The organism is Terriglobus tenax (assembly GCF_025685395.1).
Lineage (GTDB): Bacteria > Acidobacteriota > Terriglobia > Terriglobales > Acidobacteriaceae > Terriglobus > Terriglobus tenax.
Genome location: NZ_JAGSYA010000004.1, coordinates 2,426,585 through 2,446,811, shown reverse-complemented (window position 1 = coordinate 2,446,811; position 20,227 = coordinate 2,426,585). Strand labels below are relative to the sequence as shown.

General features: G+C 60.0%; 23 protein-coding genes. 18 read left to right on the top strand and 5 right to left on the bottom strand.

Going from position 1 to position 20,227, the window contains the following annotated elements; genetic code table 11:
* Nucleotides 1-27: 27 nt before the first annotated feature.
* Nucleotides 28-1,044 (top strand): phosphate acyltransferase PlsX, encoded by a 1,017-nt coding sequence (plsX, locus tag OHL13_RS15945; protein ID WP_263411118.1) that lies wholly within the window; start codon nt 28-30, stop codon nt 1,042-1,044.
* A gap of 115 nt (nt 1,045-1,159) precedes the next feature.
* On the opposite strand, the gene OHL13_RS15940 is transcribed toward plsX, so the two are convergent.
* On the bottom strand, nt 1,160-2,449 hold the full coding sequence (locus tag OHL13_RS15940; protein ID WP_263411117.1) for a GGDEF domain-containing protein: 1,290 nt from the start codon (nt 2,447-2,449) through the stop codon (nt 1,160-1,162).
* A 173-nt stretch (nt 2,450-2,622) separates the two neighbouring features.
* Between OHL13_RS15940 and OHL13_RS15935 the strand changes: the two genes are divergently transcribed.
* The 4 genes from OHL13_RS15935 to OHL13_RS15920 all read left to right on the top strand — a co-directional run bounded on the left by OHL13_RS15935 (nt 2,623) and on the right by OHL13_RS15920 (nt 7,395).
* Nucleotides 2,623-3,882 (top strand): NAD(P)/FAD-dependent oxidoreductase, encoded by a 1,260-nt coding sequence (locus OHL13_RS15935; RefSeq protein WP_263411116.1) that lies wholly within the window; start codon nt 2,623-2,625, stop codon nt 3,880-3,882.
* A gap of 16 nt (nt 3,883-3,898) precedes the next feature.
* A complete protein-coding gene (locus OHL13_RS15930; protein ID WP_263411115.1) occupies nt 3,899-5,287 on the top strand; it encodes a serine hydrolase domain-containing protein in 1,389 nt (462 codons plus the stop codon).
* Nucleotides 5,288-5,339: 52 nt separating this feature from the next.
* Nucleotides 5,340-6,389 (top strand): endolytic transglycosylase MltG, encoded by a 1,050-nt coding sequence (gene mltG / locus OHL13_RS15925; protein ID WP_263411114.1) that lies wholly within the window; start codon nt 5,340-5,342, stop codon nt 6,387-6,389.
* A 133-nt stretch (nt 6,390-6,522) separates the two neighbouring features.
* Entirely contained in the window at nt 6,523-7,395 is an 873-nt protein-coding gene (locus OHL13_RS15920; RefSeq protein WP_263411113.1) for a LolA-like protein, read from the top strand.
* A 77-nt stretch (nt 7,396-7,472) separates the two neighbouring features.
* Here OHL13_RS15920 and OHL13_RS15915 read toward each other — a convergent pair whose 3' ends face one another.
* From OHL13_RS15915 to OHL13_RS15905, 3 genes are read right to left on the bottom strand one after another with little or no spacing between them, the layout of a single operon-like run.
* Nucleotides 7,473-8,444: a Gfo/Idh/MocA family protein gene (locus OHL13_RS15915; RefSeq protein ID WP_263411112.1), complete on the bottom strand. Its 972-nt coding sequence runs from the start codon at nt 8,442-8,444 to the stop codon at nt 7,473-7,475.
* Nucleotides 8,445-8,450: 6 nt separating this feature from the next.
* On the bottom strand, nt 8,451-8,651 hold the full coding sequence (locus OHL13_RS15910) for a hypothetical protein (protein WP_263411674.1): 201 nt from the start codon (nt 8,649-8,651) through the stop codon (nt 8,451-8,453).
* Between the two features lie 11 nt (nt 8,652-8,662).
* Nucleotides 8,663-8,959 carry a hypothetical protein gene (locus OHL13_RS15905; protein ID WP_263411111.1) on the bottom strand — a complete coding sequence of 99 codons (297 nt, stop codon included), beginning with the start codon at nt 8,957-8,959 and terminating at the stop codon, nt 8,663-8,665.
* A gap of 567 nt (nt 8,960-9,526) precedes the next feature.
* Here OHL13_RS15905 and OHL13_RS15900 point away from each other — a divergent pair.
* The 13 genes from OHL13_RS15900 (at nt 9,527) to OHL13_RS15840 (ending at nt 18,303) form a co-directional block, all read left to right on the top strand.
* The gene (locus tag OHL13_RS15900; protein WP_263411110.1) at nt 9,527-10,120 is read left to right on the top strand and encodes a hypothetical protein; all 594 of its coding nucleotides are present in this window, start codon (nt 9,527-9,529) and stop codon (nt 10,118-10,120) included.
* A gap of 55 nt (nt 10,121-10,175) precedes the next feature.
* On the top strand, nt 10,176-10,526 hold the full coding sequence (locus tag OHL13_RS15895; protein ID WP_263411109.1) for a hypothetical protein: 351 nt from the start codon (nt 10,176-10,178) through the stop codon (nt 10,524-10,526).
* Between the two features lie 158 nt (nt 10,527-10,684).
* Nucleotides 10,685-11,167, top strand: coding sequence for an HYR domain-containing protein (locus OHL13_RS15890; RefSeq protein ID WP_263411108.1), 483 nt, complete (start codon nt 10,685-10,687; stop codon nt 11,165-11,167).
* Entirely contained in the window at nt 11,168-12,139 is a 972-nt protein-coding gene (locus OHL13_RS15885; RefSeq protein ID WP_263411107.1) for a hypothetical protein, read from the top strand.
* A gap of 12 nt (nt 12,140-12,151) precedes the next feature.
* Complete coding sequence (locus tag OHL13_RS15880) at nt 12,152-14,458, top strand: hypothetical protein (RefSeq protein ID WP_263411106.1); 2,307 nt, start codon at nt 12,152-12,154, stop codon at nt 14,456-14,458.
* Nucleotides 14,459-14,526: 68 nt separating this feature from the next.
* Complete coding sequence (locus tag OHL13_RS15875) at nt 14,527-14,745, top strand: hypothetical protein (protein WP_263411105.1); 219 nt, start codon at nt 14,527-14,529, stop codon at nt 14,743-14,745.
* Between the two features lie 111 nt (nt 14,746-14,856).
* Nucleotides 14,857-15,117, top strand: a complete 261-nt coding sequence (locus OHL13_RS15870; RefSeq protein ID WP_263411104.1) for a hypothetical protein — start codon at nt 14,857-14,859, stop codon at nt 15,115-15,117.
* A gap of 46 nt (nt 15,118-15,163) precedes the next feature.
* Nucleotides 15,164-15,661, top strand: a complete 498-nt coding sequence (gene purE / locus OHL13_RS15865; RefSeq protein ID WP_263411103.1) for a 5-(carboxyamino)imidazole ribonucleotide mutase — start codon at nt 15,164-15,166, stop codon at nt 15,659-15,661.
* The gene (purK, locus tag OHL13_RS15860; RefSeq protein WP_263411102.1) at nt 15,658-16,812 is read left to right on the top strand and encodes a 5-(carboxyamino)imidazole ribonucleotide synthase; all 1,155 of its coding nucleotides are present in this window, start codon (nt 15,658-15,660) and stop codon (nt 16,810-16,812) included. The genes purE and purK overlap by 4 nt, the downstream gene beginning before the upstream one ends.
* A gap of 60 nt (nt 16,813-16,872) precedes the next feature.
* The gene (locus OHL13_RS15855) at nt 16,873-17,070 is read left to right on the top strand and encodes a hypothetical protein (protein WP_263411101.1); all 198 of its coding nucleotides are present in this window, start codon (nt 16,873-16,875) and stop codon (nt 17,068-17,070) included.
* A 194-nt stretch (nt 17,071-17,264) separates the two neighbouring features.
* Nucleotides 17,265-17,513 (top strand): hypothetical protein, encoded by a 249-nt coding sequence (locus OHL13_RS15850; RefSeq protein ID WP_263411100.1) that lies wholly within the window; start codon nt 17,265-17,267, stop codon nt 17,511-17,513.
* Between the two features lie 2 nt (nt 17,514-17,515).
* A complete protein-coding gene (locus tag OHL13_RS15845; RefSeq protein WP_263411099.1) occupies nt 17,516-17,938 on the top strand; it encodes a hypothetical protein in 423 nt (140 codons plus the stop codon).
* 26 nt (nt 17,939-17,964) lie between these two features.
* Nucleotides 17,965-18,303, top strand: coding sequence for a hypothetical protein (locus tag OHL13_RS15840; RefSeq protein ID WP_263411098.1), 339 nt, complete (start codon nt 17,965-17,967; stop codon nt 18,301-18,303).
* A gap of 167 nt (nt 18,304-18,470) precedes the next feature.
* Here the strand turns inward: OHL13_RS15840 and sucB are convergent, their stop codons facing one another.
* Nucleotides 18,471-20,105, bottom strand: a complete 1,635-nt coding sequence (gene sucB / locus OHL13_RS15835) for a 2-oxoglutarate dehydrogenase, E2 component, dihydrolipoamide succinyltransferase (RefSeq protein WP_263411097.1) — start codon at nt 20,103-20,105, stop codon at nt 18,471-18,473.
* Between the last annotated feature and the right edge of the window lie 122 nt (nt 20,106-20,227).

Sequence of the window (20,227 nt, the reverse complement as noted above, 5' to 3'; positions counted from 1 at the left end):
ACATCTGACCGAGACCCCTGGCGCTGAATGCTGATTGATATCGTTCTGGACGCGATGGGCTCCGATAAGGCCCCCGAGCCCGAGATTCGAGGGGCCATTCTTGCCTGCCGTCATTTGCCGGTCAGGGTCCATTTAGTTGGGCCCGAGGATGTTCTGCGCCCTGCGCTGAAGCAGCACCTGCGCGGGGAACGGCTTCCCATTGAAATTGTTCATGCCAGCGAGTGGATCAGCATGGAGGATAAGGCGGCGCAAGCTGTCCGCTCCAAGCGTGACTCCTCAATGCGTGTTGGCCTGAAGATGGTGCGGGAGGGTCGCGCGGCGGGGTTCTTTACCGCCGGGAACACCGGCGCAGCCATGGCCACGGCCAAGATGGTACTGGGAAGCCTGGAGGGTGTCGACCGTCCGGCGCTGGCGACCATTCTGCCGACACAGACCGGGTTGCCGTGCCTGCTGCTGGATGTGGGCGCCAATGTGGATTCGACGCCGAGGAACCTGTTGGATTTTGCCGTAATGGGCAAGGTGTACAGCGAGCAGGTACTGAAGACGAAGAACCCTGAGGTTGGCCTGCTGTCGATCGGCGAAGAGGACTCCAAGGGTAACGCGCTGACGCGCGAGACCCTGCCGCTGCTGCGCGAGCTTGGATTGAACTTCATCGGCAATGTGGAAGGCCGCGACCTGTACAACGGACGCGCCGATGTCGTGGTGTGCGACGGCTTTGTGGGCAACGTGGCTCTGAAGACGAGTGAGGGACTGGCGAAGCTGGTTTCAAGCTCGCTGAAGACTTCCCTGAAGTCCACCGTTACCGCCAAGGTAGGGGCGCTGCTTTCGCGCAAGGCATTCCATTCCTTCCGGCGGAAGCTGGATTACTCCGAATATGGCGGCGCTCCGCTACTGGGTGTGCGCGGGGTTTGTGCGATTGGCCATGGCAGTTCGAACGAACGGGCCATTATGAACGGCATCCGCGTGACGGCCGAGTTTGCCCAGGCGGATGTGAATGCACAGATTGAAGTGGCGCTGCGGCCGGTTGGCGATATGACGCTGTAGCGTCTTGCCTGCTTAGAAATCTGCTGCCTAAAAGCGGGATCTTCCCTGCCCAAGTAAACAGACCTCGCAGAACGAAACCCCCTCGGCTTTGCCGAAGAATGGGGCGGCTGTGCTTTCAGCCGGCGAGTGGTGCAGCGAACTGCTTTGGGCTAGTGCCTGTAGGCCTGCCTGGCTTGTCCTGGTACATGTGGCTGTCGGCGATGCGGAGAAGCTGGTCCGGGGTAGCTCCGTCGTCAGGATAGAGAGCGCCTCCAACAGCTGCCTCGATATGGAAGTGTCTGCCTTGCACCTCGTAATCACCGATGCTGGCGCGGCGCATGGCGGCGAGCAGCTTTTCGATGGGTTCTCCTCGAACAAGGTCACTGACAACGATGACAAACTCATCGCCGCCAAAGCGGGCGAAGGTGTCGGCAGCGCGGACGGACTGACTTAAACTGTCGGCGAACTGTTTGAGAACGCGGTCGCCTGCGGCGTGCCCGAGTGTGTCATTGACGGTTTTGAAGCCGTTGAGGTCGAGCAGGAGGACGGCTGTGCTGGTGCCGTTCCGTTCAGAGCGGGCGGTCGCCTGCGCGAGGCGGTCTTCGAGGAGGCGGCGGTTGGGCAGGCCGGTGAGTTCGTCGTGCAGGGCGAGGTTGCGGTTCTTCAGGATCTGCTCATCGAGCAGCACCATCAGCATGCCCACCATGATGATGAACTTCTGCAGGTCCCAGAAGCGGCTGGCGATGGGCGCCCAGTAAGAGTTGTGATCGACGACCGGATGAATGACAAAGCAGAAGGCCCAAAGGGTGAAGCCGGCAACGATGGCGAGCCTGCCGGGGCTGCGGCGTTCCAGGGTGCGGCGCATGCCCATGCCCGCGGCAAAGAAGAGGGAGGCCAGCAGCCAGTACACAGCTGCGCGAACCTGGTGAAAGTAGAGGAGGACAATGGCCGGCAGCCAATTGAGGAAGCGGACCGCAAGATAGGCCAGGGGGCTGGTGACGATGTAGTAGCGGAAGAGGGTGGCCATGACCACGCTCATCAACAGCGCGAAGGCGCCGCAGGCGAAGTATGGCACAAGGTTGTCGCGGTAGTCGGCACCATACATGGTTTCCAGAACAAGCAGCGGCAGAATGTTCATGCCATAGAACAGCGCAATCTGTTGCCAGGGGAGCGCCGTTCGGCGGGCGCTATAGATGAAGATCACTCCTGCAATGACATAGGCATCCAGCGCCATGACATGGGTAAGAACATGAAATGGGCCATTGCGGACGTAGAACATCCGCGAGACGCATTCGATGAAGATCCAGAGCATACCGAAGAGCCATTGGCGGACGCGTGGCTGCGGGTTACGCCGCCGAAAGACCTCAAGCATGACCATGAGGGCTGCCAGGGCTGCGAGATCGGGAATAAGTTCGGCGTTCAGCATCGGCAATATTCTCAGGCAGTTAGTGTAGACATACCTGTTAGACAGACGGTAACGAAAAGCACTAAACGAGTCACCCCCACAAAAGTTGCGTGTATTGGATCACCGGTGGGATGTGACTTTGTTTCTTCGGGACGCAGGCGCTCCGGAAGCTCTAGTAAGCTGGGAGCAAAATTATGAACGAATTTGATGTGATTGTGGTGGGTGCGGGGCCTTCAGGTGCTACCGCGGCCAAGTGTCTTGGAGAAGCTGGCGTTCGTGTGCTGGTGTTGGAAAAAGCGGAGGCTTTTCCGCGCGAGAAGCCATGCGGCGGCGGGTTGTCGGCGCGCATGCTGGAGCGGTTTCCGTATGTGAAGGAAGTGCTGGCCGAGGTGGGAACCAATCCCATTCGACGGGTATACCTGGAGTCGCCGGACGGAACCGGCGTGGTGCACGAGCAGGCCGAGCCCATTATGTACCTGGTGCGGCGATGGGAGTATGACGCGGCGTTGTTTCGCCGGGCACAGGCTGTGGCTCCGGTGGAGATGGGTGTGACGATCCGTGCGCTGCGGGTACTGCCGGAGGGTGTGGAGTTGGAGGCAACCGATGGACGCGTCTTCCGGGCGAAGATGGTGATCGGCTGCGACTCGGCGAATTCCGTGATTGCACGGCACAGCGGGCTGCGGGTTGGCGACATACGCAGCGAGTATGCCGTGGACATGATGGAAGAGACGCCTGCGGCCAAGATGCAGGCGGCGCGACCCGATACGGTGAGTCTGTTTCTGACGCTGACGAAGACCTTTGGGTATGGGTATATCTTTCCCAAAACAGAACACTGCAACCTGGGCTTTGGGTGCAAGCTGGATTACTACCTGGAAGAGCTGCGGGGCAAAGGCAAAGAGCACCATGCCGGCTGGGTGGAAGAGATGAAACAGAAAGGCTTTGTGACCGGAGAGACGCAGAGGGACGGCTACAAGGCGTTTCCGATTCCGATCAGCGGGCCGCTGGCGAAGACCTATACGGACCGTGTTTTGCTGGCGGGAGACGCGGGTGGATTTGTGAATGCGTTTACGGCAGAGGGAATTTTTTATGCGATGACCTCGGGCGCGCTGGCGGCTGAAGCAGCGATCGCCGCAGTGAAGGCCAACGACTACTCCGAAGCGCAGTTGAAGGGCTATGAGCGGACGTGGAGAGCAGAGATTGGCGGCGACCTGGAGCACTCGGTGGATATCCAGCGGAGGCTGTTCAATGACTCCGGACGAATTGACCAGATTGTGCGGGCAGCTTCGCGCGATGAGGGTTTGCTGAAGCTGCTGATTGGCTACAGTATGGGTGCGGTGCGGTATGAGGAGCTGCGGAACTACATGGCGGCGTCTGCGGTGCCCAAGTGGGTGATGAGCAAGGTGGCGTCCATGCTGCGGTTCGGGAACAAGGGCGTGGCAACGTCAAAAGCATAAGAGGTGAAGCAGCGTGATGAAGCGGAGTGCTATTGCGATTGTCAGTGCATGGATGTTGAGCGGAGCGCTGTATGCGCAGGAGATCTCACCGGAACTGAAGCAGACCGTGGATGAGGCGGCACAGAGGGTTCTGCGGGAGACCGGCGTTCCCTCCGCTTCGATTGGCATTGTGAAGGATGGCGTGGTGGTGTACACGACCGCCTTTGGCAAGTCGCGGCTGGACATCAACGCGGATGCAATGCCGGAGATGCCGTATGCGATCGGGTCGATCAGCAAGCAGTTCACGGCGGCCTGCATTCTGCTGCTGCAGGAGGACGGCAAGCTGAAGCTGGATGATCCGGTGGCGAAGTGGTTTCCGGAACTGACGCGAGCCAAGGACATTACGCTGCGCAACCTGCTGACTCATACCTCGGGCTACTCCGACTATGCCCCGCAGGACTACACGATTCCGGAGTGGACCAAGCCGGGCGATCCGTTGAAGCTGGTGCGAACATGGGCCGGCAAGCCGCTGGATTTTGAGCCGGGAACGAAGTGGCAGTACTCCAACACGAACTTTGTGCTGGCGGGGTTGATTGTGGAGAAGGCCAGCGGCATGAAGTTCGCGGAGTTCCGGCGGACACGCATTCTGGTGCCGCTGAAGATGACGCATGTGCTGGATCTGAACACCGATGCGGCGCAGATGAAGGTGGGAGGATACTTTCGCAATGCGCTGGCTCCGCTGCGCAAGGCAACGCTGGAGGCTCCGGGCTGGTACTTTGCCGATGGCGATCTGGCGATGCCGGTGGAAGACCTGCTGACGTGGGATATGAGTGTAATGAACCAGACATTGCTAAAGCCGGAGAGCTATCGCGAGCTGGAGACGAATTTCAAGCTGAAGGATGGCTCGGAGGCGAACTATGGACTGGGAATTGGCGTAAGTGTTCGCAGCGGGCATCGCGTGGTGTCGCATACGGGTGAGGTAGGTGGATTTGTGGCGGCGAATGCGGTGTTTCCCGAAGACAAGATTGCGATTGCCGTGCTGACGAACCAGGAGGCAAGTTCGGCCGCAAGTTCGATTCAGCGTGCGATTGCGACGGCGATGATTCCGGGGCTTGCGAAGACAGCGACCGTCGGTCCTGAGGCGCAGGCGAAGACCGTGTTAGGCGGGTTACAACAGGGCAAGATCGATCGCACGCTGTTTACGGACAATGCCAACTTCTACTTCGACAAGGACGCAATGGACGACTTTCAGACGAGCCTGAGCCCGCTGGGGGAGATCAAGACGGTGGTAAAGAGCAGCGAGAGTCTGCGCGGCGGCATGACCTTCCGGGCGTTTACCGTGACCTTTGCTAATGGCAAAGAGGTGACGCTGACGACCTTCACGACGAAGGACGGCAAGCTGGAGCAGTTTTTGATTGAGCCATAGGTACAGCGCGTGAGAGCCACCTAGAATCAAAGGCAAGAGTAAGCGAGGTGGCGTGAAGGTACTGGGCGTTCTTTTTCTGGTGCTGTTGCTGATTGTGGGCGCGGGCGCGTATGTGTTGCTGACGCCGTATGGGCCGTCGGCGGAGACGTTTGTGGACGTACCGGCAGGTACGGGTGTCCGCGGGATTGCGACAGCACTGGAACGCGCTGGCGTCGTGCGCAACCGGTATGTGTTTGAGGCCTGGCACAGCTTTCGCCACTCCACGCTGAAGGCAGGCGAATACCGCTTTGACCACCCCGGGAAGGTGGAAGAGGTGTACGACCGCATGGTGCGCGGGGATGTGTACACGGTCTCCGTGACGATTCCCGAAGGGTACAACCTGTTTGATATTGCCGCGACGGTGCAGCATGCGGGGCTGGCGAGCGGCGATTCGTTTCTGGCGGCGGCAAGAACCGATACCAGCCTGATCAGTGATCTTTCGCCGGGAGCGGCGTCCCTGGAGGGGTACCTGTTTCCGGATACGTACAAATTTTCCCGCCATGCGACGCCGGAGCAGATGCTGGCGGCGATGGTGAAACGCTTCCGCAAAGAGGCGACCTCCCTGGGCGTGACGAGCGATGTTGCCAGGACGGTCACGATGGCTTCTCTGGTAGAAAAAGAGGTCCGTGTGGCCGGGGAGCGGCCACTGGTGGCCGGTGTCTTCGAAAACCGACTGGCAAAGGGGATGCCGCTGGCTACCGATCCGACGGTGATTTATGCGGCGCTGCTGGAGGGACGGTGGCGGGGGACGATCTACAAGTCTGACCTTCAGTCGGATTCGCCCTACAACACCTACAAACATGCGGGGCTGCCCCCGGGGCCGATCTGCAGTCCGGGTGTCGCGGCACTTAAGGCTACGCTGCATCCTGCGGAGACAAATTATCTTTATTTTGTTGCAGATGCGGCGGGTCACAGCGTGTTTTCGGCCGATCTGAAGGAGCATGACACGCATGTGCAGGAGTACCGGCGGGCGATGGGTGCATCTTCAGAGCCGCCTGCTCCGTCCAAGGGAAAAGGAGCCACTCCTAAGCCAGCGACGCACGGTCGGAAACGACATAAATAGGGCGAATCTACGAACCCTTGAGGATGGATGGAACATCCAAGAAAAGACTACGTAGATTCAAGAGGATGCACCCGGGCGCGGATCAAGCGACCCGATATAACTTTGCAGGTTGGGCAGGATGACGAGAGAGCGGTTGCGAGCTGGATTTTTGCTGGGAGCGGTGTTGCTGACCAGCGGATGCTTCCGGCATACGTATCGCGTCCAGAAGGCCGCGCCGGTGGCAAACGTGAAGACTGCCACGCTGGACGAACTCGTCGGGCAGATCCAGGGACGTTTTGACTCGGTCAAGACGATGAACGCGTCCGTAGAGATTGTGGCCAGTACGGGCGGCGCAAAACAGGGCAAAGTTACGGTTTATACCGCTTTCAGCGGATATATCCTTCTGCGCAAACCGGAAGACCTGCGAGTGCTGCTACTGCTGCCGGTGGTGCATACACGCGCCATCGACATGGTGACCGATGGCACGACCTTCAAGATGCTGATTCCGCCGAAGAACCGGGCGATTACGGGCAGTAATGAACTGGCGACCCCGTCGAAGAATCCGCTGGAGAACCTGCGGCCCGCGGTGTTCTATGACTCGCTGATGATCAAGGGTGTACAGCCGAAGGAACTGGTGGCCCTGACGTCGGATGAGCGTGTCTATCAGCCGGATCCGAAGAAAAAGGACATCGTTTCCGAGCCGGATTACGATGTGAGCCTGTATACGCAGAAGAATGGCGGCGCAGAGCTGGAAACCCGTCGCGTGATCCATATTGGCAGAAGCACCATGCTGCCGTATGCCCAGGACATCTACGACAACGAAGGTCGCGTGGTGACACGTGCCACCTACGAGAACTACCAGAAGTTTGGGGATATTGATTTCCCGACAAAGGTCACCATTGACCGCCCCCTGGATGAGCTGAAGATTGAGATGACACTGACCAAGGTGGCTCCTAACCAGGAGATGGAAAACGATCAGTTTGAACTGACGATTCCAGCCAATGCTCAGGTACAGAAGCTTCCGTAAGGGAAAAGCAGAGGCAGTCGCGCTTTGCGCGATACCCACGTCCCCGAATCGGGGCGTGGGGCACCCGTTTTGATTGGTTATTTGAGGCCGGCGCGGGAGGCGTGCTGGGCGATCATCTGGTTGATCTGGAGCGCGAGCTCTAAGGCCGCTTTGCCCTGCTGACCGGTGACGCGGGGTTGCTGGCGCGTCTGAACTGAGGCGAGGAACGATTCAATTTCGAGCTTGAGGGGTTCGCCGTTTTCGACCGGCAGCTTGCGCAGTGCAAGCCCCGTAGAGGGGTGCTGGAGCGGGCTGGAGGCCATGGCTGCTGCGGCAGCCGCGGCGTCTGCCACGTCAATGACCAGAAGATCCTGCCGAGCAAAATCAAGCGAGACGTATTGGTGTGGCTGGAAGAAACGCAGCTTGCGGACACGCTCCGTGGAGACGCGGCTGGCGGTGAAATTGGCGACGCAACCGGTGGCGAACTCAAGCCGGACGTTGGCGATGTCGACCTTGGGTGAGAGCACGGGCAGGCCGACGGCGCGAACCTCTGTGACCGGAGAGTTGACCATGGTAAGAACAACATCGAGGTCGTGGATCATGAGGTCGAGGACGACATCAACATCCAGCGAGCGCGGAGTGAAGATGCTGAGCCGGTGCGACTCAAAGAACATGGGCCGCGTGAGGATGGGCAGCGTTGCTGTGACGGCGGGGTTGAAGCGTTCAAGATGCCCGATCTGGACAATGCGACCGTGCTGTTCGGCCAGGTTGAGAACCTGTTCGGCCTCAGCAAGAGAGGCGGCAAAGGGCTTCTCAATAAGGCAGTCGATACCAGCCTGGAGGAGCTGCGAGGCGACCTGCGCGTGTGCCGAGGTAGGCACACAAACCGAAGCACAGTCGATGTGCAGGCCGCTGGCGAGCAGGGCCTCGACGGTGGAGAAGGTTGGGGTGTCTTCGAAGTGGACCGCGGGGTCGACGATGGCCGCGAGATGGACTCCGGGCAGTTCGCGATAGAGGCGGATGTGGTTTCTGCCGAAGACACCGGCACCGATGACAGCTACCTGGAGCACTGCGGGTTAGCCTTCCACGGCCTTTTTGCAGCGGGCGTAGAGCTCGAGGATCTGGTTGACCTGATCGTCTGTTTTTTGCGGTGCAGCGGAGGCACCGAAGCCGGTGGAGCCGGCGGCGGGCTTAGCAATGTGCACGGTGGACGCGATGAACTTCATGAGGTCCAATGCGATGTCTTCGTTACGGCGGGCTCCGAGGCTCTGATCCATAGAAGACAAGTTTAGAACTCCGAAAAGGAAATGCAAACCCGACCGACGATATGGTCGGCGAGGTTCTCGTGCGAGGAGAGGCGGAGAACCTCGACGGGATAGTCACGGGCGTGGGGGCGGAGGACCAGATATCCGGGGCGGAGCTCAACGTAACCGAGCAGCAGGGTGTGCTGGGTGCGGACGGCGAAGAGGTTGTTCTGGTGAGTCCGGTAAGCGGTGCTGAGGGTGAAATGGCGGTCGAGCACGAGGACGGAGCCCTCGTTAAAGAGGGGTCTGAGGGGAGCGGCCTGCTGGGCATCGAGCCGCATGGCGACGAAGCGCGCCCAGGCTGTGCGGGAAGGGATAGGGCGGGAACGGTAGCCCTGCAGGCTGGCTGCGGGGACATGGATGGTTTCCAGGATGGCCGAGGAGGCGATCTGCGCACTGGAAGCGGCCGTGTCAGCGGCGACGACCGGGACTTCTTCGAGTTCCGGTGTGGGCGAAGCGGCGGAGCCGGCGATCTCCAGAGGGAGAAGTTGCTCAATGGTGAGTCCCTGGGCGGCGAGGACACGATCGAGACCTTCAAGGGAGAGAGCACGGCGGCCGGCGAGGAAATTAGAAATATGGGCCTGGCTGACGGATCCGAATCCTCGTGTTTTCCAGCTGGGACGTCCGGGATCGCTGGCTTCGCAATATGTTGCGGTGAAGTTTGGCGGGCTGGTGGTGAAGGGCGCGAGCTATGCGCACTACCAGGTGCTGGTGAACCGGTAGTTGATGGGGAGCATCTTCCCACTCATCGCTTTGCGATGAATGGGGTACCCAGAGGATGGCACCGGAAGGGAGTGGGTCGAACCTGGCCTGCTCCCTTTGTTTTTTGCGATGGAAATGGAGGAGCGATGGCGTACCTGTTGCCAACGGAGTATGAGGCCTATGGCCTGAGCGCGGAGACCGCGGATGCGTGGGCGGAGGCAGCCAGCGCCATGGTGGATGCCTATTGCCGCAGGAAGACATTGGATGTGCAGACCTATACGGAACGCATGCGGATGCACCCTGAGAAGCAGGTGGTGTGGTTGAGTTATCTGCCGGTGCTGGAGCTGACGGAGGTTCGCGCACGGTTTGCACGGGCGTGCGGAGGATATGCGTGGGGCGATGAAGTGACGCGCGTATTTGGCCTGAGCGGACAGTGGACGGAGGTGGATGTGACGACGGTGGAGATTCGACCCGAGACCGGGGAACTGCGTTTGCCACAGAGCGTGCTGGGGCAGGTTTTTGGTGAGGTGGAGGTGATTTATACCTCGGGCTATCCGGAGATTCCTTCCGCGATCAAGACGGCGGTGGCGCAGATTGTGCGCAATGCCGAGGCGATGCCCGCACTGCAGGTGAAGAGCCAGAAGCTGGACGCGATGCAGGTGGAGTACTTCAGTGCGTCCCTGCTGGATGAGATGACGAAGTCCTTACTGCGGCCCTATGTGGCGGAGAGGCTGGGCTGAGATGGGACAAGGTGAGGGATACGCGGATGGTTGCCAGAGGGCTGCGGATGCACTGATGAAACAGCTTGGCGCGCGCACTGTACTGCTGCGCCTGGCTGTCCCGGCAGCAAATGTGGATGCGGAGCAGATGGGGCTGGCGGCGCCGGGGTTCCAGGAGATTGCATTGTCTCCTGCGCTGGTGAAGCAGACGGATGCGCAGCGGGCCAAGGATGAGATGACCTTGCAGATCAGTGCGACGGCAGTGAGAGCCGCGGTGGGAACGCTGGAGTTTGCAGCGGCGACCGGGCTGTTTGCACAGGCGTGTGGCGTGGTGCTGGATGGTGTGCTGATGCGCATTGTGGATGCGGGGCAGAGCGAGATGTTTGGCGAGCCGTATGTGTATCGACTGACGGTTGCGAAGGGTTAGAGCGGGCTTGAGAACGAGCAATGGGGCTCACTGCCCACACTGGTATTGCGCGGGTAGCGTACCTAGGTTGGATAGGCGTTCCGCAAAAGACAAGCAGATTTCTCCGCTCCCACTGCGGAATGACAAACGAAGGCAAAGAGAATCTGGAAGGGATGAAGATGCAGACGGCTAAGGATACGTTTTATGCGGCGCTGCGTGATCGCATGGCGGCGCAGTTCCCTGGGCGGACGGCGGCAATTCGCGGGCTGGTTCGACCGGCGGTGATGGTGGAGGAGAACGAACTGGTGACGGGGGACTCTCCGCTGGAGACCTTTGTGCTGCGATGGACGGGACGCAGCGTGGAGGGAAGCTCGGACGTGGAGATGCTGACGTGTGAGATTCGTTATGCGACAGAGGGCAGCCAGGAGCTGGCCGGCGTGGATCGCGGCCGCAGGTTGAGTGAGCTGGATGCAGAACTGACGCAGGTACTGGAGCCTCGCGTGACGGCAGAGAAGAACTTTGCGATTTCGCCGCCCGAGGTGACGGGCGCGAATGTGTTCTGGAGCGAACCGGCGTTTGAAGACTCCGCGACGGATGCGGACAGGCTGGAGCGCGTGGTGAAGGTGAGCGTGATGAGCAGCAGCGCGGCCGTGGAGGAGTAGATGAGCGTAACGGTGAGGGAGGCGGCGGGTCCAGCGGTAGAGCGTGTACGCGCCTACTTTGCCCCAGTGGACCGTGAGAGCGGGAATGCGACGGTATTTGATCCGGCGACGGATGGACGGTTTGCCGCGGGGTCTCCGCCGGAGGCATGGGTTGACCTGGGCTGGGTGAGCGGGTTCAAGCGAAGCTCCGGGAGCAAGGTCGTGGCGCTGGAGAACGGAGCACCTGCAATCGCAACCGCACAGGCGCGCCAAGAGACGGGCGCGAGTGTTGAGCTGAGCTTTCAGGCATGGGGCAAGCTGCAGATGGCGCTGGCAGGTGAAAGCCAGGCGATGAATGTCCTGGCTCCGGCGGAGTTTGTGGTGCATTCGGGCTCAGGCGGAACGGGAGCAAATGCGGTGCCGGTGTTGAGCGGATCAACAGCAACGGTGTTGCAGGTGGGCAGCAGCGTTGCTGCGGGCTTTGCTGTGGGAGATGTGGTTGCCGTGGATGTGGACTATGGAAGCCAGGTGGGCTTTGTAGGCAGCGGCATGAGTGGAGCGTATGTGCGCAGCGCGGATGCCGTAGCCGGAGATGCGAACTATGTACGGCGCGTGTCGTGGAACGTCGGTCGCATCGTGGCAGTTACCGGCGGAGCGTTGACGCTGGCGTCTCCCTTGCTGGCGGGAACGCCGGATACATCGATGAAGGTGTCGAAAGTGCTGGGGTTTGCAGATCGTGAGGGAGGAAGCTTCTTTCCGGAGTGGTCGGCTCTGTTTGTGGCGGATGGAGCGCAGGGGGACCGGGTGTTGTTTCACTACCCGCGACTGCAGCCCATGAAGACAGTGGAAGAAGCTCCGCAGGAGCTGGCGGGAAGCTGGGAGCAATGGGGATTGAAGGCGGCGTTTCGTGCGTTGCCCGTGACCGATCCGAATGATGGAGAGCGCGTGGTGTGCTTCCGGACATATCTGCCGGCGCAAATGCGTGCGGTATAGCGAGGAGGCTCGGTGAAGCTGTGGATTGACAACATGGATGGCGCGGGCGCGATGGACTATACACCCGCACTGAGCAAGCAACAGCCGCTGCGCGTGGAGCGGAAGCTGAATGCGATATCGACCTGCGCAGCGCTGCTGGATGTGGACAGCGTTGGCCTGGCAAAGCCGATTCGTAAAGCTCGTGTGATTGTGGCAAATGATGCGGGCACGACGCTGTTCACGGGATATCTGACAACAGAACCTGTGGCCAGGTATGCGGGCGTGAGTGTGAAGGGACCGGTGTATCACTGGGTGATCTCCGCAGCGAGTGATGAGTGGCTGCTGAATCAGCTGGGTGGGTCCAATGGCGTAAGCGGGTTAGGGCAGAATGCCGGTGATGTGCTGACGATGCTGAGCACACGTACCGGCACGGCGACGCTGGCGACCAGCGGTATAGGCGCGGGGCTGCCGCTTGGCGTGTATCTGCCGGGCCAAGGCGAGGCGTGGTCGGCGTCTGCCGGGGAGGCGGCCGGGAACAGCTATGCGGCGTATCGCGCGGTAGGCGGGCAACTGATGCTGCAGAGCGTTGCCACTGTAACGCATACGTTCTACGAGGGTGACGGCACGCTGGATGCGAATGCGCTGACCGCAGGCAAGCTGCGCGAGTTAGCCAACGATGTGACGTTGAGTGGAGAGCGCGAGCCGGCGGCGCTGGTGCAGGAGATCTTTACCGGGGATGGAACGACGGACTCGTTCTATCTGAACGATGCGCCGTTGCGAAGCTCTCCGGCGACGCTGATCCGGGATGCGTTCGATGCTGCGGCGATCGATGACACGGTGTGGGCGGTGAATGACCCTGGGACATACGTTTCACTGACCGGCGCCGGCCTGACGCTGAATGGTGGCAATGGCCTGGACGGGCAGACGACCGTCCAGAGTTTGAATCGTGTGGAGATGGGCGGAGCCTTGCTGGTGGAGGCATCGCACGTGGTGCTGGCAACAGGCAGCGATGGAGTGTTGTGCGGTTTATACCAGGGAGTGGTGAGCCTGGCGAACCTGTTTGCGGGCTTCCGCGTGAAACAGGTGAGTGGAGCGACGGTGCTGCAGCCGGTGGTGAATGGAAGCGAGGTGGGATCGCCATTCGCCGTAGTTAGCGGGCATGTGTACACGCTGCGACTGCGGGCGTACTGCGTGGAGATGCAGCGGGTGAAGCAGACGTACTACGCGATGGTCGATGGCGGAGTGCAGCAGTTTGGCGGCGGCCTGGTGGAAGCTCCGATGGCTGTGACTTTCGAGGTGCAGGACCTGGGGTTGTCGTCAGCAACGCCGGTCACGGTGCTGTATGACGGATTGGCCACAAGTTCGCCGTCAAGTGCGGTGCTGGTGGCCGTGAACTCGGTACAGATGTTTGGCTCGGTTGGCGGCTTCCGGCTGGTGCGGAGTGGATCCGCTTGGGTCGTGAGCACGCTTCCCGACGGAACGAAGCAGACGCGACTGCAGGGCGCGACAGGCGAGGGAGTGGATTGCTCCATTGATTCCAGTGGCAAGGTGAGCTTCTACAGCGGGCGTGTGCCAGTTGCCGGGGAGCGGGTGACGGTGTTCTACCGGATGGGCAGGAGAGCCGTGGCTCGCATGGCGGATGCGGCGAGCGTGGCGGAGGAAGCGGCGCTGGGACTGCCGGGGCTGGCTCGCTGGGTGGGTAAGGTAAGGCAGCCGAAGGCGCGGAGTACGGAAGACTGCGAGGCGGCAGCGCAGGCGGTGCTGAGCTTTGCGGTAAGCCGTGCGGCGGCGCAAAACGGAAGTTATGTCGCAGTGAATCCGCCGGAGGATGTGTGGCCGGGGGACATGCTGACACTGGCCAGCAGCACAGATGCAATGAACGTGATTGTTCGCCAGGTTGTGATGGAAGACCAGCACTGCGTTCCGGAGATGGTGCGATACACGATCCAGTTTGCGAATGACTGGGCGGAGAGCCTCTCGATGACGCTAAACGAGAGCGTGGCGACGGATGCGGTTCTGCCGAAGGTGGCCGCAACTACTCCTGCAACAGCGTTGGCGAATCTGCAGCAGGTGACCGTGGTGGGCGTTACGGAGACGATGCTGCAGATGGATGCGGGGGTAAGCGCCCCGAGTGGCGGAGGGTTTGAGGTGCGGCGACGGGACTGGTCGTTTGGAGCTGGAGCGGATGGCGACCTGGTGCTGCGGAGTCCGGTACGGAGCTTTGAGATACCACGGGCGGCGAAGGATGAGCGGTACTTCATCCGCATGTATGACGGAAGCTCTCCGCCGGTGTATTCGAGGTTCTCGGCGGCGGTATTTACGCATGTGCCGGTAGGGTAGGCGGAAAAGCAGATCCTCCGCTGTACTAGGAAATGGCAAGCAAGAGCAGTGGTGGGTGTGGGGTGGTTATGACGGAGTTTGAAGGACAGGTGTTGGCCGATCTTCGCGTGTTGAAGAGCCAGGTGGAGAGCCTGATCGGAATTGGGCAGCCGGGGCGGATCAGCCAGTTGGAAGAGCGCGTGGAGCGGCATGAGCAGACGGTGCAGCGGATGAAGGGGATTGGCGGATTGCTGAGTGTGTTGTTGACGACGGTGCACGTAGGGCTGGATGTATTTCGGGGGAAGTGAGGCCTGCGAAACAACGCAGGTCCCCGACTACGCTTTCACCCCAGCCACCAAGCTGGCCGGGGGACCCCGATGCACTCGCTCGGGATGACAAATTTGAGGAAGGGGAGAAGGATGAATTTTCTGAAGCTGTTTTTGCGCGGGATTGCGTTGCTGCCGGGAGTGATTCAAGCGGTGGAAGGTCTGTTTGGCTCGAAGACCGGGTCGCAGAAAAAGGATGCGGCGCTGGCGATTGTGAAGAGTGCGCTGAACATGACGGATGCCCTCTCGCAGAAGCAGATTGTGGATGCCAATGCATTCACGGCGGGGCTGGCGCAGGTGGTGGACGGTGTCGTTGCATGTCTGAATGCGTCGATCTGGGCATCGGCGAAGTAGCTGTGGAAGAGCGGAAAGAGGCCTCTGCGCTGGTATCATCAGGCCCATGAGCGCCTTGCCGCTGGTTGGAGTGGTGATGGGCAGCCGGAGTGACTTTAAGGTCATGAAGGCTGCCGTTACTGTGTTGCAGGAGTTTGGCGTGCCCTACGAGGCACGCGTTGTGTCAGCCCACCGTACCCCGGATCTGCTGATGGAATATGCGGCCACCGCCGAACAGCGCGGGCTGCACGTGATTATTGCGGGCGCCGGCGGCGCGGCGCACCTGCCGGGTATGCTGGCGGCGAAGACCGTGGTGCCGGTGCTGGGCGTTCCCGTGCCCGCAACCTGCCTGCAGGGGCAGGACTCTCTGCTGTCGATTGTGCAGATGCCGAAGGGCATTCCCGTGGGCACCCTGGCGATTGGCGAGCCGGGTGCGATGAACGCCGGGCTGCTGGCCGTGGCTATACTGGCGACGACCGACGAGCCTCTGCGCGAGAAGTTGAAGGCATGGCGCGCCGCGCGTACCGCAGCCGTGCTGACCGAGAGTCTGGATGGTGAGTTGTGAGTGCGATTCTTCCTGGTAAAACCGTCGGCATTTTTGGCGGTGGGCAGCTTGGGCGCATGATGGCAATGGCCGCGCGCTCGTTTGGCTACAAGATTCATGTGCTGGACCCGGACCCGAACTGTCCGGCCGCGTACGTTGTCGACAAGGTGATTGAGGCCAGCTGGCGCGATGACTGGGAGGCCGGCAACCTGGCACGCGGATGCGACGTGGTCACGCTGGAGATTGAGCAGATTTCTCCTGAGAGCATGGCCATGGCCACGCGGTTTGCCCCGGTACGCCCGGGTGGGCAGATGCTGGCCATTATCCAGGACAAGGTCGAGCAAAAGAACTGGCTGCAGAAGATGGGTTTCCCGGTAGGTGCGTTCCGCGGCGTGCACTCGCTGGAGCAGTTGACCAGCGCGGTGATGGAGCTTGGCGGCAACTGCTTTATCAAGAGCGCCCGCGGCGGCTATGACGGCCGCGGGCAGGCTCGCATGTATCCGGAGGAAGTGACCGACGGCACGATTCGCGATGCGTGGCTGGCCGTAGGCGAGACCGACTGCGTCGTGGAGAAGGCTGTCGACCTGGAGCAGGAGATCAGCGTGATGGTAGCGCGCTCGCCCAGTGGCGAGGTGAAGGTCTTCCCCGCAGCCGGCAACGTGCATGAGAACCAGATCCTGGTGTGGAGCGTGATTCCCGCCCCGGTACCGCATGAACTGGACAAACAGGCGCGCGAGATTGGCGAGGCGCTGGCCGATACTTTCCAGCTGGAAGGCGTGATGGCCGTAGAGATGTTCGTCACGAAGGATGGCAAGCTGCTGATCAACGAGCTGGCTCCGCGGCCGCATAACAGCTACCACCAGAGCGAACGCGCCTGCGTGACCGGCCAGTTCGAGCAGGCGATTCGCGCGGTGTGCGATCTGCCGCTGGGTGATGTTTCGCTGGTGCAGCCCGCAGCGATTGCCAACCTGCTGGGCGAGGTTTGGCTGGATGAGGCCGGTAACGAGCGCGAGCCACAGTTTGACGCAGCACTGGCGGTCCCCGGCGTACGGCTGCACCTGTACGAGAAGCTGAAACCACGCAGGGGACGAAAGATGGGACATCTGTCCGCCGTGGGAGCTACGGGGGAAGAGGCGATTGCCCGCGTAAGAGAAGCAAAGGCAAAGTTGTAGATGGAACCCATGTTCCACAAGAGGGACATGGGACACCCGCGAGGTTGTAATATTTCCGCTATGAGTGAATCAACAACACCGAAGCCGGCAGTACGGAAAACAGGTCTGAGCCCCAAGCAGCAGAAGCTACAGGCGATGCTGGAGAAGATGAAGGGCAAGGATGCGAAGGGCGGCGAGTTTGGCGGCTCTTCGACTGGTGGATTCAAGGCCAAGGGGACTGTGGCGAAGAAGACGGCCTTCCAGCGCAAGGCGACCTAAACCCTGTTGGCGAAACTGCGAATCAACCTACTGCAGGGAACGCAGATCGTCGCATCAGTGCGTGGATCCAGATCCAGCTTTGTTCGCACCCATGAACAATTAACGAACCCTCTGATACAACCCGATATATTGGATTGTGGAGGAGCGCTTTTTAAAATTATGCTAATCTTCCACCGAATCGGAGAAACGAAATCATGGGCAAGATGGTGAACTACAACGGAAAGATGGCACCAGCCTCCGAAGTAGGCATCGATGAATCGTCGGAGCCATGGCAAACATATACGCTCGCGGACGGCACCGTGGTCAAAACCAAGGCCGTAATGATGGATGTTGTGCGAATCGACAATGAATACACAGATACTGGCGATCCAATTTATCAGTTTCAATTCCAACAGATCATCACGGTGGTAGCACCCGATTCATTGAAAAGAAAGACGCAGTAGTCATGCTAGTAGAAATCGCATTGATGTGTATTGTTTCGTATCCGAACCGCAACTGCGAGGAGGGCGAACACATTGTGTTGCTTGAGAATGCCTCTGCCCTGCAATCTCGAATTACCGTTAAGACACGCGAGCATGGAATTGTAGAAAACAATCGCAGTCTAGAGTTTTCGATTGCCCACGATTTTGCTTCGCTGAAGGATGTTCGACACGTTCTGATGGAGATGGCGGAAGGCAATATGCTTATCTGGATTGCTGTAGACAACCCGACCCGCGAGATTCGTGAGCAAGTGTTTCAGAAACAGTTTGGCATCATTGACGCCTTTCCAGAGTACTCTTTTGATTTCAATTTACTCGGGGCCAAAGGGAGAAATGCCTCGGAAATCGCTACTAATGCCAAGGTCGTTTACTCCCGTAAGGACAGCTAACGCCATTGCCAACAAAAGATGAACACGTGCAGAAGGCTCAAGGCAATGAAACCTTCGCTGCGGCGCTTGCGACTGATAGCCCCGTGCGTATCGGGTGGAAATTAGTAGCTATATTCTACGCTGCCGTTCATTTTGTTGAAGCATACCTTGCGAAGACACTTAATCAACACGTCAAAAGCCATACCACCCGAGACGGATATCTGAGCAGAGAAGCAAACTTGAGAAAAGTGCGTACGGAATATGGCCACCTAAAGTACTACGGTTACAATTCACGCTATGAAATGGATGTATTTACCGTAGATGATGTAGCAGAAGCGGAAAAATATCTTGTAAAGATCAAGACCGAAATTCTGAAACATCTTTAACCGCTCGTGACCTCTATATCGTCTTGGAATGACATTCGTGATCACGCTGAGCAACGCGCTCTTACGAACGCATATATTTCGCAATTAAATACTAAAACCGGGGATGCCATCTGGCATCCCCGGTTTTGTATTTAAGGCGCGAAGCGCGACCCGCCGAGCGCGCAGCTCTAGCCGATGTCTTCGGACCAGTTCTCCAGGTAGTTCTTGAAATCGCTCATGAACTTGCCGGCATCGGCTCCGTCGACGATGCGGTGGTCGAAGCCGAGGGTGAAGCGCTGCACGGTGCGGATGGCGATGGTGTCGTTGCCTTCCGCATCGGTCAGGACCAGGGGCTCCTTGAACATGCCGCCACAGCCCAGGATGGCGCTCTGCGGCTGGTTGATGATCGGGGTGCCGAACTGCTCACCGAACATACCCGGGTTGGTGATGGTGAAGGTTCCGCCGGAGATCTCATCAGCGCCCAACTTCTTGCCGCGGGCGCGGGCTGCGATGTCCACGATTCCGCGTGCGATGCCGAGGAAGTTCTTCTCCTCGCACTGCTTGATGACCGGGACGATCAGACCCCAGTCCAGGGCGACGGCGATGCCGACGTTGATGTTGGAGGCGTAGCGGATGGCGTCGCCTTCCATGCGCGCGTTCACGATCGGGTGCTTCGACAACGCATGCACGGCGGCGCGTGTGATGTACGGCATGTAGGTCAGCTTGACGCCGTTACGCTGCTCGTACTTGTTCTTCTCTTTCTCGCGCATCTTCACGATGCGGGTCATGTCCACCTTGAAGACGGTGTGGACGTGCGGAGAGGTCGCCTTCGACTCCACCATGCGCTTGGCGATGATGGCGCGCATCTTCGACAGCGGCTCCAGCGTTCCAGGCGTGGGAGCGGGAGCAGCCGGGGCAGCCTTCGGTGCCGGAGCAGCAGCCACAGGTGCAGCAGCAACAGGCACCGGAGCGGCAGGCTTTGCGCCGCCGGAGATCACGCCGCTGATATCTTCCTTGGTGATGCGACCGCTGGCGCCGGTACCGGATACCGTCGACAAGTCAATGTTGTTCTCCTTGGCCATCTTGCGGACCAGGGGCGAGCTGCGGAAGCCAGCTTCCGCGTCCGGAGCGGCGGCAGCCGGGGCAGGCGCTGCAGCGGCTGGTGCGGGAGCGGCAGGTGCGGGAGCAGCAGCGACCGGAGCCGGGGCAGAAGCACCCGCTCCACCACCGATGACGGCAACCACGGTGTTGATGGCGACAGTCGTTCCCGCCTCAGCCTTGATGGCGGTCAGCGTACCGGCAGCAGGCGACGGAATCTCCGCGTCCACCTTGTCGGTCGAAATCTCAAAAAGCGGCTCGTCGCGCTGGACGGAGTCGCCCACCTTCTTCAGCCACTTGGTGATGGTGCCTTCGGTGATGGACTCGCCCATCTGCGGCATCACCACGTCGGTACCAGGGCCGGCAGCAGGCGCAGCCGGAGCAGCCACATTCTCTGAGGGCTCCTGCTTGGCTTCGCTGGCGGCAGCCTTATCGTCTGCGGCAGCCGGTGCGGCAGCGACGGCTGGAGCAGAGGCAACGGCAGAGCCTTCTTCCGCAATCACGGCCACAACGCTGTTCACACCAACCGTGGTGCCTTCCTGCACTTTGATCTCGGTCAGAATACCGGCCGCAGGCGACGGAATCTCCGCGTCTACCTTGTCGGTCGAAATCTCAAAAAGCGGCTCGTCGCGCTCTACCTTGTCGCCGGGCTTCTTCAGCCACTTGGTCAGGGTGCCTTCGGTGATGGATTCGCCCATCTGGGGCATGACTACGTCAGTCGGCATGATGATCCTTGAGAAATGAAATCGTGCTGCAATGCTGCTAAAGTCGCTTCCGCAACTCCCGATTCTATACCTCTGAAAATACCGTCGAAAACCGCCTTGAGCGATAAACGAACATTTAGGCG